Annotated in this window: 12 protein-coding genes; 7 read left to right on the top strand and 5 right to left on the bottom strand. The window is 42.6% G+C overall.

Annotated features, from left to right (window positions below):
• Positions 1 to 106: 106 nt before the first annotated feature.
• Positions 107 to 2,239, bottom strand: coding sequence for a heavy metal translocating P-type ATPase (locus BLU58_RS06180; RefSeq protein ID WP_093291457.1), 2,133 nt, complete (start codon positions 2,237 to 2,239; stop codon positions 107 to 109).
• Between the two features lie 16 nt (positions 2,240 to 2,255).
• Positions 2,256 to 2,630, bottom strand: coding sequence for an ArsR/SmtB family transcription factor (locus tag BLU58_RS06175; protein WP_093291352.1), 375 nt, complete (start codon positions 2,628 to 2,630; stop codon positions 2,256 to 2,258).
• A 168-nt stretch (positions 2,631 to 2,798) separates the two neighbouring features.
• Between BLU58_RS06175 and BLU58_RS06170 the strand changes: the two genes are divergently transcribed.
• The gene (locus BLU58_RS06170; RefSeq protein ID WP_093291351.1) at positions 2,799 to 5,528 is read left to right on the top strand and encodes a calcium-translocating P-type ATPase, SERCA-type; all 2,730 of its coding nucleotides are present in this window, start codon (positions 2,799 to 2,801) and stop codon (positions 5,526 to 5,528) included.
• A gap of 135 nt (positions 5,529 to 5,663) precedes the next feature.
• Complete coding sequence (dapF, locus tag BLU58_RS06165; protein WP_093291350.1) at positions 5,664 to 6,518, top strand: diaminopimelate epimerase; 855 nt, start codon at positions 5,664 to 5,666, stop codon at positions 6,516 to 6,518.
• Between the two features lie 84 nt (positions 6,519 to 6,602).
• Here dapF and BLU58_RS06160 read toward each other — a convergent pair whose 3' ends face one another.
• Entirely contained in the window at positions 6,603 to 7,373 is a 771-nt protein-coding gene (locus tag BLU58_RS06160; RefSeq protein WP_093291349.1) for a DUF3153 domain-containing protein, read from the bottom strand.
• An 84-nt stretch (positions 7,374 to 7,457) separates the two neighbouring features.
• On the opposite strand from BLU58_RS06160, the gene BLU58_RS06155 reads away from it, so the two are divergent.
• The 5 genes from BLU58_RS06155 (at position 7,458) to BLU58_RS06135 (ending at position 12,643) form a co-directional block, all read left to right on the top strand.
• Complete coding sequence (locus tag BLU58_RS06155; protein ID WP_093291348.1) at positions 7,458 to 8,816, top strand: glucose-6-phosphate isomerase; 1,359 nt, start codon at positions 7,458 to 7,460, stop codon at positions 8,814 to 8,816.
• 198 nt (positions 8,817 to 9,014) lie between these two features.
• Entirely contained in the window at positions 9,015 to 9,539 is a 525-nt protein-coding gene (locus BLU58_RS06150; RefSeq protein ID WP_093291347.1) for a hypothetical protein, read from the top strand.
• Between the two features lie 120 nt (positions 9,540 to 9,659).
• Positions 9,660 to 10,244: a putative glycolipid-binding domain-containing protein gene (locus BLU58_RS06145; RefSeq protein ID WP_176786522.1), complete on the top strand. Its 585-nt coding sequence runs from the start codon at positions 9,660 to 9,662 to the stop codon at positions 10,242 to 10,244.
• 197 nt (positions 10,245 to 10,441) lie between these two features.
• Positions 10,442 to 11,860 (top strand): amino acid permease, encoded by a 1,419-nt coding sequence (locus BLU58_RS06140; protein WP_093291345.1) that lies wholly within the window; start codon positions 10,442 to 10,444, stop codon positions 11,858 to 11,860.
• A gap of 162 nt (positions 11,861 to 12,022) precedes the next feature.
• Complete coding sequence (locus BLU58_RS06135; protein ID WP_093291344.1) at positions 12,023 to 12,643, top strand: nitroreductase family protein; 621 nt, start codon at positions 12,023 to 12,025, stop codon at positions 12,641 to 12,643.
• Between the two features lie 47 nt (positions 12,644 to 12,690).
• Here BLU58_RS06135 and BLU58_RS06130 read toward each other — a convergent pair whose 3' ends face one another.
• Positions 12,691 to 14,868 carry a S8 family serine peptidase gene (locus tag BLU58_RS06130; RefSeq protein ID WP_176786521.1) on the bottom strand — a complete coding sequence of 726 codons (2,178 nt, stop codon included), beginning with the start codon at positions 14,866 to 14,868 and terminating at the stop codon, positions 12,691 to 12,693.
• Between the two features lie 167 nt (positions 14,869 to 15,035).
• Positions 15,036 to 16,643 (bottom strand): putative polysaccharide biosynthesis protein, encoded by a 1,608-nt coding sequence (locus tag BLU58_RS06125; protein WP_093291342.1) that lies wholly within the window; start codon positions 16,641 to 16,643, stop codon positions 15,036 to 15,038.
• Between the last annotated feature and the right edge of the window lie 9 nt (positions 16,644 to 16,652).

The following is a 16,652-nucleotide window of genomic DNA, read 5'->3' as shown; positions in this document are numbered from 1 at the left end:
TTGTATTTCATATCTCGGGACTCACTATTTGAGGCGCAGGCAGATACAGCCCTGAGCTTTTTCCATAGTCATCATTTGGATTATTTCAACGATGTAGATACGGGTCTTACTTCTCTCCTACTCGCAACAGCCTCAACGCATTAGCTGTCACAATCAAAGTCCCACCCAGATCGGTAAACACCGCCATCCATAAAGTCAAATACCCCGGAATAATCAACAACAAAGCCAACAATTTTAACCCGAACGCAAACGAGATATTCTGCTTGATCACTTGAAGAGCCTTTCGACTTAACCGAATCGTAAACGGGATCTTCTGCAAATCATCTCCCATGAGGGCGATATCTGCCGTCTCTAAAGCGGTATCTGTACCAGCCCCACCCATCGCAATTCCTAGATTAGCGGTCGCGAGCGCAGGTGCATCATTAATTCCATCCCCAACCATCGCGACCTTAGCCCCTTGATTCCGTAACGCTTGAATCTGTGCGAGTTTATCTTCTGGCAATAGCTCCGCTTGAATCTGACTGATGCCTAGTTGTTTCCCGATTACCTGTGCCGTTGCTTGATTGTCACCTGTTAACATAACCGTTTGTCTAATCCCAACACGGTGCAATTGTTGAATCACGTCTGCACTATTCGAACGAATCTCATCTTGAACAGCGAACAGTGCCAGTACTTGCTGATCAGCTGTTAACAACATAACCGTTTGTCCCTTTGCTTGTTGTTGCTGGACTGCTTGCTGGACAGGGTTAGGGAGGGTGTTTGTGAGCGATTCTGCTATATAAGACGGCTTCCCTAAGCGATAGAGTGTTTCTCCTATCCTACCTTCTACACCTTTACCCGTGACAGATGTGAATGCTACTACTTGTTTTTCCACTTTTCCTCCCTGTTCCTGTGCATAGCGTGAAATGGCGGCGGCAATCGGGTGCTGGGAGTTTTTTTCTAAAGCATACGCAATATCAAGAAGTGTTTCTTCCGTTTCTGCTTCGGACAACATTTCAAAGTGGGTGACGGTGGGAGTTCCTTTGGTCAAAGTTCCGGTTTTGTCAAAAGCAATCGTATCAATCGATCCTGCTGTTTCTAAGTGAATTCCGCCTTTAATGAGTACGCCATGGCGAGCCGCATTTCCAATTGCGGTGACGATGGCGACAGGTGTAGAAATCACGAGTGCACAAGGACACCCTACAACCAGTAGCGCTAAAGCCCGATAAATCCACTCGGACCATCCGCCGATAAAAAGAGGTGGGAGGACGGCGATCAATAGAGCAAGTAACATGATCGCAGGTGTATAGTATCTGGCAAAACGATCCACAAAGGCTTGTGCGGGAGCACGCTCTGCCTGTGCTTCTTCTACAAGGTGAACAATCTTGGAAAGAGTGGTGTCTTTTACCCGTTTGGTTACTTGAATTTCCAAGTAGCCTTCCTGATTAATCGTTCCAGCGAATACATCGTCTCCTATACCTTTGCTAACAGGAATCGACTCACCCGTGATGGGTGCTTGATTTACGTAGGAAGATCCAAGGCTAATGATGCCATCCATCGGGATTTTTTGTCCCGGTTTTACGAGCATCAGATCGCCTACTTGAATTTCATCGACTGAAAGTGTTATTTCTTTACCGTCTCGCCGAATCGTAGCTTGCTTAGGCGCGATCTCCATTAGAGAACGAATCGATTTTCGCGCACGTTCCATCGAGTACCGTTCCAACGATTCGCTGATGGCAAATAAGATGACAACGGTTGCGCCTTCACTCCATTCGCCAATCGCAGCCGCCCCGAGGATCGCAATCGTCATCAAAACTTTCATATCGAATTGCAGGCGAACTAAATTTTTCAATCCACTTAAGAAGAGTCTCCATCCACCGACTACAATGGAGCCAATATAAAGGGTGATTGTGAGGACTTCCTTCTCTCCAAAAGTAGAAGAGGCGAAAGCCCCTAGAAGTAGCAATACCAAAGAGAATAGAAGTTGAAGATTTTCTCGATTCTTCCAAAAAGGTACCTTTTTTGTTTCCGCAGTCCCCTGCTGATCTGTTCGAACTTTAATATGATCGAAAGCACCTGCTTCTTCTAATTCAGAGATCGTCGCTTTTCCGTATACTGTCATTTTAGAAGCACCGAAATTAACCTTACAATCCCGTACATTTGGGAGTGATTTTACATTTTTTTCGAACTTGGGCGCGCAGGAGCCACATGTTAGGTTATCTAATCGATATACGGTTTCATCTTGTGCTGTTTGAGCCATATCATTTTGAGTCATTTTATCTCACCTCTTTCTGATGGACAAAAGCAAGTTGAATTAATTGACTTACATGGTCATCGTCTAAGGAGTAGTATACGAGTTTTCCTTCTTTTCGAATCTTGGCAAGCCCCATTTTTTTTAACAACCGTAGATGATGGGAAGCGGTCGCTATAGAGGATGAGATGATCTCGGCAATATCACAGACACATAACTCCCCTTCTTGATGGATAGCATAAGCGATTTTGAGCCGTGTTGGATCGGCCAATGCTTTAAATAGCTGAGCAGTACCTTCAAAGTCTTCTGTTTGCAGATCTTGTTGAATACGTGTCACTTTGGACTCGTCAACACAGATAACTTCGCATTGTTCTTCTGATCTAAGAGAAGATGGGTTCATGACACTCAGTCCTTTATTCAAGTATATGTTTGAATGTATTATATTGCTTTTGTTTTCGTCAGTCAAATGTTTGTTTGAATATATGAATCAACCATAACTCGTCCGAATGAACTGACTTGTCCTTGAATAACATGTACAGAGCAACATGGGACAAAGGGGGAACTATGTGTGTCGGACACAAGACAGTGGATTGATCTCGATCCAAAACGGGTCGCACAAGAGCTGGGAGTTGATCCAGAAAAGGGACTTACAGCAAATGAAGTCAAAAAAAGAATAAAACAAATAGGGCCGAACCAGATTAGTGAAGGCGAAAAAGCCTCCTTAGTATCTGTTTTTGTAGATCAATTTAAAGATTTTATGGTACTGGTCTTATTGGCGGCTACCTTGATTTCGGGTTTACTGGGTGAGTATACGGATGCGATTGCGATTATTGCGATTGTGATGTTAAATGCGGTTCTAGGCTTTATCCAAGAGATAAAAGCGGAAAAATCTCTAGCAGCACTTAAAAAGCTTTCCTCACCTACTGCTCGCGTGATGCGGGAGGGAAAATGGATCCGAATTCAAGCTGAGGAATTAGTTCCAGGTGATCTTATTTTTCTTGAAGGTGGAGATCGGATTCCAGCAGATGTTCGCTTCTTTAAGGCCGTTTCGCTACGTATAGAAGAATCAGCATTGACGGGGGAATCGCTACCCGTTGAAAAAATATCAAGTCGTTTACCTCGTGCGGATGTGCCGTTAGGTGATCGAAGAAACATGGGATATATGGGAACTTTAGTGATTCAAGGTACTGGTATTGGTTTAGTGGTAAATACAGGCATGCAAACCGAGATGGGGAAAATAGCTCATCTGATTCAAGCAACGGAATCGACAGAGACACCCCTTCAGCATCGCCTAGAACAATTGGGAAAGGTGTTAATTGTCGCTGCGCTATTTTTGACCGCTGTAGTGGTTGGAACAGGGATTTGGCATGGGCAAGAGATGTATAAGATGTTCTTAGCAGGTGTGAGTTTAGCGGTTGCCGCGATTCCGGAAGGATTACCAGCCATTGTAACAGTAGCTCTGGCGCTCGGTGTTCAGCGTATGATCAGGAGAAGAGCCATCGTGCGCAAATTGCCTTCTGTGGAAACTTTGGGTTGTGCAACGGTAATTTGTTCAGACAAAACAGGGACATTGACACAAAATAAGATGACCGTTACCCGGTTATGGACATTGGGAAAAGAAGTAGAGGTAGATCCAAATATTTCTGCTCATCATGACTGTTTTCGAATTCAAAATCAGGTTATCTCACCCCAGAAAGATTTAGGCATTACTCGACTTTTAGAAATCTCGGTCTTGTGTAATAACGCTGTGTTAGAACGTATAGGGCCAGATCGGGTGGATACATGGCAAGTAGATGGTGATCCGACAGAAGGAGCTCTTCTAGTCGCTGGTGGGAAGGCGGGTTTATATCAAGATGTCTTAACGAACTCATGGAAACGAATGAGAGAGTTCCCATTTGATTCGAAGCGAAAAATGATGTCGGTCCTGTTAAACAGCCCATCAGGCAAATGTTTCCTGTATGCCAAAGGGGCGCCAGATGTGCTTCTAGAAAGCTGTACACACGCTCTTATCCAAGGAAAAGTGACTCATCTTTCAGACAAACTTCGTGCGCAAGTCCAAGAGCAAAATGAAAGTTTAGCAAGTATGGCACTACGTAACTTAGCGTTTGCTTACCGCGAAGTAGGAAGAGGAGAACAACAAAGCCCCCAAAAAACTCTTGAGCAGAAATTAATCTTCGTCGGACTAGCTGGAATGATGGACCCACCCCGTCCGGAAGTGAAAGAGGCGATTGAAATATGCCGAAAAGCTGGTATTAAAACGGTTATGATTACAGGTGATCACCAAGCTACAGCGGAAGCAATTGCTTGTGAATTAGGAATTAAATCAACATCTGGAGTAGCAATCAGTGGACAACAACTAAGCGAGATGAATGATGAGCAATTACAAAGTAGGGTGAATGAGATTGACGTGTATGCGCGAGTTTCTCCCGAACATAAACTACGAATCGTAAAAGCCTTACAGCAGGCAGGACATGTGGTGGCGATGACAGGAGATGGTGTAAACGATGCCCCAGCTATAAAAGCAGCCAATATCGGGATTGCGATGGGGATAGCAGGGACGGATGTTAGTAAAGAAGCCTCTTCTCTCATACTAGCAGATGATAACTTTGCAACGATCGTTTCCGCGATTGAAGAGGGAAGGCATATCTATGATAACATTCGCAAATTTATTAGTTACTTGTTAGCTAGTAATGTGGGTGAGATTTTGGTCATGTTTTTTGCGATGTTAATAGGGCTTCCTCTCCCCTTGTTACCGATTCAAATTTTATGGGTAAATTTAGTAACGGATGGTTTACCGGCGATGGCACTCGGTGTAGATCCTGCTGAGGAAAATACAATGGCCCGTGTTCCTCGAAACAGCAGGGAAAGTGTTTTTGCTAGGGGAGTAGGCTGGAAGATTCTCACACGTGGATTATTAATTGGTTTATGCTCATTGCTTGCTTTTTGGTTGACTTTTATACAGTATCCAAATGATCTCATCATTTCACAAACAGTCGCTTTTGCCACATTGGTTATGGCTCAATTAATCTATGTATTTGATTGTCGCTCAGAAGGGACGATTTTTCAGAGAACCCCATTTAATAACAAAGCCTTGCTTTTGGCAGTGGCCTCATCAGTACTCTTGTTGTTAGCAGTCATTTACTATTCACCCCTACAACCTATCTTCCATACGGTACCACTTGGACTTCGGGACTGGATTCTCGTTACGGTTACAGCTTCGCTACCGGTCCTCTTGGCAGGTTTGTTAGACTCGGTCGCACTGACAGTACGCAAGTTATGTAAGTTAGGAACCAATTAATCCATGTATGATGAACAGACAGATGAGCCAATCGAGCCTTTCTGTCTGTTCATTTTTATTAAATCCTCTTTTCAGGATAAATATTTTTTGATATGTTGAGTGAGTTAATCTTTCTCACAAAGGGGATTTTTCCGTATGCGATTTACGAAAATGCATGGTCTTGGTAATGATTTTGTGATCGTAGTAGATCGCGAAGGTGTACCGGCCAATATAGCTCAACTTGCTGTCGCCATATGCAATCGGCATACCGGGATCGGGGCAGATGGCTTAGTATATATCTTGCCATCTGAGGTAGCCGATTGTCAGATGCGTATTTTTAATGGAGATGGTAGTGAAGCAGAGCAATGCGGAAATGCAATTCGCTGTGTTGCAAAGTATTTTTATGAGCGGATATCAAGCGGAAGAGCAGAACTTAAGATTGAAACCAAAAGAGCGATTCAACCGGTTTGGCTTACTGTGAAAGAAGGAAAAGTGACTCACATTCGTGTGGATATGGGTCAGCCGATTTTGGAAGCAAGCCAAGTTCCTGTGCTCTCAGCCCAAACCATTGCTCAAGATGAGCAATTGGTGGTGCAAGATCGTAGGTTTGTATACAGTGCTGTATCTATGGGGAATCCACATGCTGTAATTGAAGTGGAGAATGCATCGGAGTTTCCTCTTCATCAGTACGGTCCGCTAATCGAAAATCATCCCCATTTCCCAAACCGCACCAATGTAGAATTTATCTCAATCCATCATTCTACCTCTGTCACCATGCGGGTCTGGGAGAGAGGAGTGGGAGAGACTTTTGCTTGTGGTTCAGGGGCTTGTGCTACGGTGGTAGCATCGGCTCGTAAAGGAAGACTGGATCGTAAAGCAACAGTTCATCTAAAGGGTGGAGACCTTCTCATTGAATGGCGAGTAGAAGATGACCATGTTTACATGACAGGACCTGCCGCGTATTCCTTTGACGGAAATTGGGAATTACTAAGACCTATTCACCTTGCATAGATTGTAGGGTCATTGCATAGCATAAGGTAACCGAATGGGTACGAAAGTCTCTTGTCTAGGATATATACCGGATGAGGGGCTTTTCTATTTCTCAGCACCTTTTCGCTTCTTCATAGTCGTGAAAAGAACAACACCAAGGAATAGAAGAGCTAAGAAGGACAAAACACCGACGGTAATCGGATTTGGGATTTCAACGGACATGAAGATTGGGTTTTTTTGTCCGAACTTTAAATCCCAGCCTAATGTCTTTCCTTCATCGCGAACTTGACTTGCATTACTATTATCTGGCGCGATGGGCAGAGTGATCTGAAACTGTAAAGAGGGTGGGGTTTCATTCTTTTTACCAAAATAATGTTGATAGCTAGCATATATTTTATTAACAGGTAAGCGAGTTAAATCTAGTTCTGTGTTTCGATATCGGATCTGAGTGGTAAATAAATCCGAATTCCACGTTAAGTGCTTGTTTGGGTTGGTTTTACTTGATGCAGAGTCTAGTAATTGCAAACTAGGGAGATCGCTTTGGAGGATCGTGGTCCATGAGTTCATTAGTTGTGAGAAGTCAGGGAAATCTTGCTGGATAGGGCTATCGAGAACGTTTTTGACTTTTTTCTCAGCAGAGAACCCGATCTCTTCACTTGTTTTAATGGGAGTGATCAGATAGCCTCTTTGCCTATAATGATCAGATAACCAATTTGTTATTTTACTAAGCCTGGGATCATTGACGATGTGAAACGCATATGTACCAGATAAGTCCCAATGGATATTCATATGGATATTGGCTTGGGCACAGCTAGTTAGGAGTAGAATACAACATAGTCCGATGAAGAACATTTGGATTTTGTGGATGAAAGGCATGGGAATCTCTCCTTTTCAGGGTTTATATGTTTTGAGATGGACAATATAAAAAAAAAGAGAAAATGATACTTGTGGAGGGCATTTATGAGTAATATTCAGTTCCAATTCCAGACAGCTAGTCCGTTTTTAGAGGATCATGAAGTAATGCAACTTGCGCCTGCCATTCAATTAGCACATGAACAAGTACATAACGGAACAGGTGTAGGCTCTGATTTCCTAGGATGGGTCAATCTGCCATCCCAATATGACCGAGAAGAATTTGCGCGAATTCAGACTGCTGCAGAGCGAATCCAAGCGAATTCGGATGTATTAATCGTCATTGGGATTGGAGGTTCCTACTTAGGTGCGCGTGCGGTAATTGAAATGTTGTCTCACTCTTTCTATAATATGCAGACCAAAGAGCAACGCAAAACACCCGAGATTTACTTTGTAGGTCATCATATAAGTTCTCACTATGTTGCGAACCTCCTTCAAATGATCGAGGGAAAAGATGTAAGTGTGAATGTGATCTCTAAATCGGGGACAACGACAGAGCCAGCCATTGCTTTCCGAGTGTTTCGTGACTACCTAGAAAAACGATATGGCTTAGAAGAGGCCCGGAAACGGATTTTTGCCACTACCGATCGGGAGAGAGGCGCACTGAAGAAACTTGCTACAGCAGAGGATTATGAAACATTCGTGATTCCTGACGATGTGGGAGGGCGTTATTCCGTTCTTACAGCAGTTGGCCTTTTGCCGATTGCCGTATCAGGAATCCCGATTCAAGAGCTAATGGAAGGTGCTCAAGAAGCAGAAAAGCAATATGCCAATTCAGATCTAGGATCTAATCCATGTTATCAATATGTTGCCGCACGAAATGCCTTGTATCGCAAAGGAAAAACGACTGAAATATTGGTGAACTATGATCCAGCACTCCAATATTTCTCGGAATGGTGGAAGCAGTTGTTTGGAGAGAGTGAAGGAAAGGATCAAAAAGGATTGTTTCCAGCATCAGTTAACTTTACTTCCGATCTTCACTCGATGGGGCAATACATCCAAGAAGGGCTTCGTACGATTTTCGAAACCGTTCTCTTTGTGAATCACTCCTCGCAAAAGATTGTGATTGAGAAAGCAGCAGATGATCTAGATGGATTAAACTATCTAGCGGGGAAAGATCTTGACTTTGTGAACGAAAAAGCATTTGAAGGAACCTTGTTGGCTCATACTGATGGGGGAGTCCCGAACCTCGTCTTACGAATCGATGAGCTGACTCCGAAGGCAGTGGGGCATCTGATCTACTTCTTTGAAAAAGCTTGTGGAGTTAGTGGCTATCTACTAGGAGTGAACCCATTTGATCAGCCTGGGGTAGAGGCTTATAAGAAAAACATGTTTGCTTTGCTTGGTAAGCCTGGTTATGAGGATGAACGGGAGAAACTAATGGAACGTTTGGAGCAAAGGAGCTAGGGATTATGTATTTGCCTTTAGGCTCTATGAATATAAAACGGTAAGGGACGGTTTCGATGCCGTCTCTTTTTTTGTTCTCAAGACTTTAGTATCAAAAAAATGCAAGTTAGTGTAGTGTGTTCATTTGTTTCTATATGATATTAATATAATCGTTATATAAAATATCGTATGAATCAGCTCAAAAGGAGAATAAATCAAATGAAATGTAAACATTTTATCGCAGGAGTTGTCACTTGTAGTGCTATCGTAACAGGAGCAGGGATTTCAATGCCGTCTTTCACGCATGCTGATGACACAAAGGAAGCATCTTTTTCCCAACCTCAGGAAGCCAATTATACGGTCATATCCAATGCGCTAACGGAAAAGTATACACTAGGGGACAAAGGTGCGTTTGGTGATTTTGCTTTTTTTACCCCTACGGAGAAGTTAGTTCGTGTCAAGATTACGACGAGCCAATTAAATACAGATAAAAAAGTCACCTCTTCGTGGCAATTATCACGTAAACACGATACAGCAGATATGTTTATTCCTGTTACTGCATCATTTAATGTTAAAAATGGAGAAACAAAAGAATTTATCGCTAGAGTAAAGCCGGGTATGCCGCTACTATTGGGCGCTGTTAACTTTACAGGAAACACAGCGATCGGAGAGAAACCGCTTCCTATTACAGGTACAATTACAATTGACTATATCAAAGTGGATAATACCAGTAATCAGAAGTAGTTGAGAATGTAACTATGGAGAAAAAGGAAGTTGTTTTTTAGATAAATTTTCGGATTACGATATTACAATTACGGGTATAGAGAAAGGAGTTATGGACGAAATGAGGGGACTGCCATGCACATGGATGCAATTTGGCGTTCTTGGGATGAATCAACATTAGAGCATCTATCTTTTGACATCAAAGATACCCAGATTATCGCAAACTCTGTTATCACAGCAACAAGTGGAGTTCATCCTATTTGTATCTCATATCACTTAATTTGTGATAAAGAATGGAGGACGCGAGAAGTTTCTCTTCTAGTGTCACATGAAGAACAACCCCGGTTTCTCCACCTACTCTCAGATGGAGAGGGAAATTGGAGCTATCAAGATGGAGGTCCGATTGAGGAACTAGAAGGATGTATTGATATTGACCTTTCCATCTCTCCTTTTACGAACATCCTACCCATTCGTCGACTTCACTTTCCGATTCGGCCCACTAATGCTATGCCCGTTGTCTATATTGATGTACCGAGTTTATCTCTGGAGCGAGGGTGCCAACGTTATATACATTTAAAACGTAATGGCCCCCTAGTGAAATATAGCTTCGAAAATCTGTATAAAGGATTTACCAAAGAGTTTTGGGTTGATGAACATGGACTCGTCATAGACTACCCTGGTTCATTTCGCCGAAAAGTAGAAGTAGAAGTAGAAGTCGCTGAATAAGCGGCTTTTTTTTTGGGAATTATACCTATTAATATAAATTACCTATTAAATTTATACCTAATTATCACTTGACTACATAAAAGCATTTATGTAAAATTGCTTAAAGCTAGCACATATTAATATTTTATAGAATATTAGTCGTTCGAATTGTTCAAATTGTTGTGTTTTAGCATTATAAGGAATAGGGGGGACTTACCTTGAAGTCATCTACGGGGCTTTTTCGTAAGAAAAGTATTCAAAGTTTTGTGCAAGATGCGCAAACAAAGTCAAAATTACAAAGAAATTTAACTGCATGGGATTTGGCCTTGCTGGGAATCGGTGCCATTATCGGTACAGGGATTTTCGTCCTAACAGGTACAGGTGCTTTGCAGGCAGGTCCAGCACTTACCATTTCTTTCTTATTAGCTGGTTTAGCTTGTGCATTTGCCGCGCTTTGTTATGCTGAGTTTGCATCACTTGTTCCAGCATCTGGTTCGGTTTATACGTATAGCTATGCCACACTAGGTGAGCTCATTGCTTGGGTTATTGGTTGGGATTTAGTGTTAGAGTATTTGTTCGCTGTTAGTTCCGTTGCCGTAGGGTGGTCGGGTTACTTCCAAAACCTATTATCAGGATTTGGTCTTCATTTTCCGAAAGCCTTAACTGCGGCATATGATCCAGATCAAGGTACATTATTTAACTTACCTGCTGTCTTAATTGTCTTATTTATCACCTTTTTATTAGCTACAGGGATCCAAGCTTCGAAAAAATTAAACAACATTATGGTTCTTGTAAAAGTAGGTGTTGTCCTTCTCTTTATTTTGGTCGGTGTATTCTATGTACAGCCAAGTAACTGGGTACCATATGCACCATTTGGTTTTGGCGGGATTTCCCTTGCAGCGGCTACAGTATTCTTTGCATATATTGGTTTTGATGCAGTAGCATCTGCAGCGGAGGAAACAAAAAATCCACAACGTGACCTACCTCGAGGGATTTTATGGTCGCTTGGTATTTGTACGCTGCTATATGTAGTTGTTTCGGCAATCATGACTGGAGCGGTTCCGTATGGTCAGTTTAAAGGGATTGCTCATCCGGCTTCCTTTGTTATGGATCAAGTAGGACAGAATTGGGTTGCTGGTTTTATCGATGTGGGAGCAATCCTCGGTCTCACAACGGTTATTCTCGTTATGCTATATGGACAAACCCGTATTTTCTACGCAATGTCTCGTGATGGTCTATTACCGAAATTCTTCTCTGATGTAGATGAGAAACATTCTACCCCTTACAAAGCGACTTGGTTAGTTGGAACGATCGCTGCTCTCATCGGTGGAGTTTTCAAGCTAGACACGTTAGCTGAGATGGTGAATATCGGAACGTTGTTTGCCTTCATGCTTGTTTGTATCGGAGTTTTAGTGCTTCGCAAGACGGAACCAGACTTACCACGTAAATTTAAAACACCATTTGTTCCGTTTGTTCCAGCTTTAGGTATATTATTCTGTGGATATCTTATTTTACAATTGCAATTGATTACTTGGATCGCATTTGGTATCTGGTTTGTAATTGGACTTGTCGTATACTTCGGGTACTCTCGAAAACATTCTTTGATAGGTCAAGATTCCATGAAAAAGAAGAACTAAATGATGGTAGACAAGCTATAGGAGCGAAAGTTCTTGTAGCTTGTTTTTTGCTTTCTATGAAAGAAAATTACGCTTGTTATTAGGTACTTATTTTTATATACTAAGCAAAGATTATAAAGTGAATTTCTAGAGACTAGAACAAAGTACTAGGGAGGAATAAGAATGAATACAAACTTTCAAGCAGTGAAAGAAGTTATGCTATCCCGTGGTAGTGTGAAACGATATGATACATACGAAATGCCAAAAGAAGAGTTAGATGAGCTGTTAACACTCGCATCAAGTGCTCCATCTGCTTGGAATCTTCAACACTGGCGCTATCTAGCCATTCAAAGTGAAGAAGCAAAACAACGCTTACTTCCTATCGCCTACAATCAAATTCAGGTGACCGAATCTTCTGTCGTAATTGCGATCTTAGGAGATACGGAAGCAAACAAAGCAGCTCGCCTTGTTTTTGGGGAGGCACTCGAGCAAGGAGAATTAACACAAGAAATTTATGATCGGACGATTGGGCAAATTGATGGTGCCTATCAGAACCATCAATTTGCTCGTGATGCAGCTTTTTCAAATGCAAGTCTCTCCGCTATGCAATTAATGCTAGCAGCAAAAGCAAAAGGGTTTGATACTTGTGCTATGGGTGGGTTTAATAAAGAGGCACTGATAAAGCAATTTAATATTCCGGATCGCTATGTTCCTGTAATGCTCATCACGATCGGGAAGGCAGCCCAGCCAGCCCGTCCTACTGGTCGTTTAAATCTAGATACAGTCTTGCTGGAAACATTGTAAACCACAAAAGCCTGCTTCTTCACACGAAGCAGGCTTTGTTATGCCATTTAAGCACCTACATAGTAATAGAACGGGATGCGAATGGGTGTGTTTTTCTCATTCACGATCGTAATATAACCTTGATAATCGCCATCAGCTTTTTTCTTCGGATTAACCGTTACATTAAATGTAGTGGATTTTCCTTTGGCAAGGGTGAGCAAGGTTCTATCTGACTTCACAAGGGAATTCCCTTTGATTTGGTACACTTGACGCTTGGAGGTTGGGTTTTTCAATGTAACTTGGAGTTTTACTTGATCGCCCGTTTTGGATAGTTTTCCGAAGCTTAAACTTGCTGGATTAGCCATCAAGACCGAATTTAATGCTTTTCCTACGTTGATTACACCAGCACCCACTTCTACTGGAAGTGCGGCACTTTTTGGATTAACTGCTGTACCCATTAACGCAGACTTGATATCTTGCGGAGTCCAGGTAGGGCGAGCTTGGGTTAAGAGAGCAGATGCACCGGCAACGTGCGGAGCAGACATGGAAGTACCATTGTAAGCTGCTAATCCACCACCGACAACACTGGAGTAAACGTTTACGCCCACTGCTGCTACATCAGGTTTTAAGGTGTAGTTAATCGTTGGACCACGGGAAGAGAATCCTGCTATTTGCAAAGAATCTGGTGTAAAGAATTCATTGTCAGGACCAGGGCTGAACTTGACAGAGCCTTCTCCACTTGTGAGCCATGTTCCATCCACATCCGAAACCATGGCAACGGGAACGGTCACGCTTGTTTCCACTGATGGGGAGGTAGGTGCACCGGATTGATTATTTACGATTAGTACCCCTACTGCCCCTTTTGCTTGGGCATTCGTTGCTTTTTGGGTAAAGGTACACTCGCCACGCTTCACGATAGCAATTTTGCCTGTTAAATCACTTGTAAGGGGTTCGCAAGCAAGTTCGAGATTATCGGAAGCATCTTTGACTGGTTGTAGAGGAGCCGTTACTTCTTTTTCAACGGTTCCACCCGGAGAAGCAGAACCGACTGGAAGTGTTTTAGCTTGTCCTTTCACCGTTGCTTGGATCGCTTTTCCGAAGAAATGGCTGTTACTTACAGCAGCTACTGTAATAACATCCGATGCAATTCCAGGGGAACCGATGGTTTGTGCGCCTGGACCGTTATTACCAGCGGAGATAACGGTTGTCATACCCGCACGGGAAGCAGCGTTGACTACCTCTACGAGTAAGTCAAAACCAGTAGTAGCAGGGCCACCTAAACTTAGGTTTGCTACATCCATACCATCATTTACAGCATCTTCTACTGCTTTAGCGATAAATGTGCTATCCGCGTTACAGTCATCGCAAGGGAATACATTATAGTTTCCTAAGTATGCTTTAGGTGCAACACCACTTAAAGGCGTTTTCGCTACACCAGATGGATCCTTATATCCTTCAATTCCAGCAATCGTACCTGCAACGTGAGTTCCGTGAGACCCGATTGCTTCTGGTGTACGAGTCCCTTTTCCATCCGCCTGATAGTTCATCGCTTCTGGATGGTATACTTTTGCTGTGATTACTTTATTGCTCGTATATTTTAACCATTCATCCATCGAGCCAGTTCCGCTTAAATCAGCTTGTACTTTTGGGAACCCTTCTGGCATTGGGAGAGATGAATCTTTAAAGAATGGGTGATCCTGATCGATTCCAGAGTCAATCACGGCTACTTTTACGCCTTTCCCTTTATATCCAGACTTCCACGCAGGAAGAGTGTTTATGAGCTCAAGCGATTTATTCATGGTCGGGCGGTATTGTTTACTTTGCACAACACGCTTGACACCAGGTGCCTTCTCAAGTGTTTTGACATCTGTGCTAGGTGCCTTTACCGAGAAGCCATTGAAAGTAGTACTAAACTCAGAAACGACTTTTGAATTGGTTTTTTCTTTGATGTATTTCTTTACAGAGTCACGTTTCTTCGTCAGATAAGATTGATAATTCTTTACATCGGAAGATTTTGTGTTTAGATCCTTATCTGGAGCTGGTTGCGTTGGCGCAAAGCCTTTAATGCCTCCATCGTATGTAGCTACTGGCTCATCAGCTAGTTCTACAAAGTAGTAGCCTGAGGTAGCTGGGGTAGAAATTTTTGCATCGGTGTTTGGATCATTTGCCAATACACTTGATACGCTGGATAGTACCAATACTCCACTTAGAAGCATAGATGCAGGAATACGCCATTTTCTCTTCATGAATTGCCCTCCCAAAGGTGAATATTGACCCATGATTCAAGTCATAGATATATAATACTATAACTAACATTCAAATCCTTCTTTTTTATTTGTAAATTACAAATTTTATTTGCAAATAAAAAATGCTAGAAAGAACGATTTATGTTCTTTCTAGCATTTTTGTTTCATTATCGTTGTAAAATCCGTAAACGGGTAAAGAGTGTAATGATTCTCCCACCCATTGGAATCATGCTAAGATCCCTCTCTGTAAGAGTTCGAGTGATAATGAGGGCAAATAGATAAACAAATGATCCAATCAATACCATAGCCAAGCTGATAAAGATATAAAATAGGCGACTTGGTTTATCAGTTAGGAAGATCATGGATTTATAGAAGAGATAGAGGATAGCCAACATAATTCCAGCGCTAAGAAATGGCTTTAAGACATAAGACCCAAAACGGAAGCGAATGCCTGTGATTCGTACGACTTGCCACAGATTGAGCCCACAAACGACAATATAAGCGAGCACCATTGCCAATGCGGAGCCCCGAATCCCCATTGTAGGGATAAATAAGAAATTTGCTATAACTTTAACACCAGCACCGATTAATAGATGGCGGACTGGGAGTTTATTAAACCCTAATCCTTGTAAAATGCCTGAACAGGTAACGGCTAATGTGCTAAAGATGGCAGAGAACGCAAGGATCGCTAACGTGTCTCCTCCATTATTATCTTTGTACATGGCGATGTTAAGCGGTTCTACTAACACAGCTAGTGCGAGACTGGCTGGTAAGCTGATCACAAGTGTCATCAACCAAGATTGTGAGATCTTATGCTCTACTGCCTCGTACTCTTCGCGAGACATATGCGCTGCAATCGCCGGGATCAGTGCGAGAGTAAGAGAGCTGGAGAAGACTGAGATCACATTGACAAATGGCTCTCCTCGGCCATAGATGCCGAACCATTCGGTGGCTTCTTTGTCCGTTAGTCCTGAGTCCATTAATAATCGGGGGACGGTAAAAGAATCAATGAGTCCGATCAAGGGAAGGACTAGTGTCGCTAACGAGATCGGAATTGCGTAGGTAATAATTTTCTTTGATAATCTCCTAAATGACTCAGGGCGACGCAAGGGGGGATTCCATTTTTGATATAGTTGCTCTTTTTTATCACGCTGGTTGTACCAGAGCATTACCATTAAGCCTGCGATCGCGCCAAATAGGGCCCCAGCCGTTGCTCCGGCCGCTACAGTTGCAAGACTCATACCTTCTTGAACCATCCAGTATGTTAGCCCAATAAGGACTCCCACTCGCACAATTTGTTCGATTAGTTGTGAGATCCCAGTTGGCACCATCTGCTGTTGTCCCTGAAAAAAACCACGGTACGCACCCATGATCGGGACAAATAAAATCGCACAGGCCAATACCTTCATAGAAGAAGTCGCAGCTGAGTTACCTAGTATCACCTTCGAGATATACTCTGCTCCAAAAAATAAGATACAAAAAGAAAGAATCCCAGTTAGAGTTAAGATGAGAGAGGCGACTCGTAAAACGCGACGTGCTCCGGGATAATCATCTTGAGAGAGGTGCTCTGCTACAAACTTTGAAACCGTGATCGGAATTCCAGCTGTTGCGATCATTAAAAGAATCGAGTAGAACGGGAAGGAGATTCGATAGATTCCTACCGTCTCGTCACCCGCGATATTTTGAAACGGAGCCCAAAAAAGGCTCCCGATAATTTTTGTAAAAAGGGTTAGTATGCTTAGAATTAGTGTTCCTTTGACTAGCTTATTTGACATGGATTCATA

The organism is Thermoactinomyces sp. DSM 45892, from assembly GCF_900107305.1.
Taxonomy (GTDB): domain Bacteria; phylum Bacillota; class Bacilli; order Thermoactinomycetales; family Thermoactinomycetaceae; genus Baia.
The sequence above is the reverse complement of the archived record's forward strand: the minus strand, read 5'-3'. Positions and strand labels throughout refer to the sequence as shown.

Excerpts from the sequence above, each read along its gene's own strand:
- BLU58_RS06155 (WP_093291348.1), top strand. The coding sequence starts at position 7,458 with ATGAGTAATATTCAGTTCCAATTCCAGACAGCTAGTCCGTTTTTAGAG.
- BLU58_RS06130 (WP_176786521.1), bottom strand. The coding sequence starts at position 14,868 with ATGAAGAGAAAATGGCGTATTCCTGCATCTATGCTTCTAAGTGGAGTA.
- BLU58_RS06135 (WP_093291344.1), top strand. The coding sequence starts at position 12,023 with ATGAATACAAACTTTCAAGCAGTGAAAGAAGTTATGCTATCCCGTGGT.
- BLU58_RS06145 (WP_176786522.1), top strand. The coding sequence starts at position 9,660 with ATGGATGCAATTTGGCGTTCTTGGGATGAATCAACATTAGAGCATCTA.
- dapF (WP_093291350.1), top strand. The coding sequence starts at position 5,664 with ATGCGATTTACGAAAATGCATGGTCTTGGTAATGATTTTGTGATCGTA.
- BLU58_RS06160 (WP_093291349.1), bottom strand. The coding sequence starts at position 7,373 with ATGCCTTTCATCCACAAAATCCAAATGTTCTTCATCGGACTATGTTGT.
- BLU58_RS06180 (WP_093291457.1), bottom strand. The coding sequence starts at position 2,239 with ATGGCTCAAACAGCACAAGATGAAACCGTATATCGATTAGATAACCTA.
- BLU58_RS06175 (WP_093291352.1), bottom strand. The coding sequence starts at position 2,630 with ATGAACCCATCTTCTCTTAGATCAGAAGAACAATGCGAAGTTATCTGT.
- BLU58_RS06125 (WP_093291342.1), bottom strand. The coding sequence starts at position 16,643 with ATGTCAAATAAGCTAGTCAAAGGAACACTAATTCTAAGCATACTAACC.
- BLU58_RS06150 (WP_093291347.1), top strand. The coding sequence starts at position 9,015 with ATGAAATGTAAACATTTTATCGCAGGAGTTGTCACTTGTAGTGCTATC.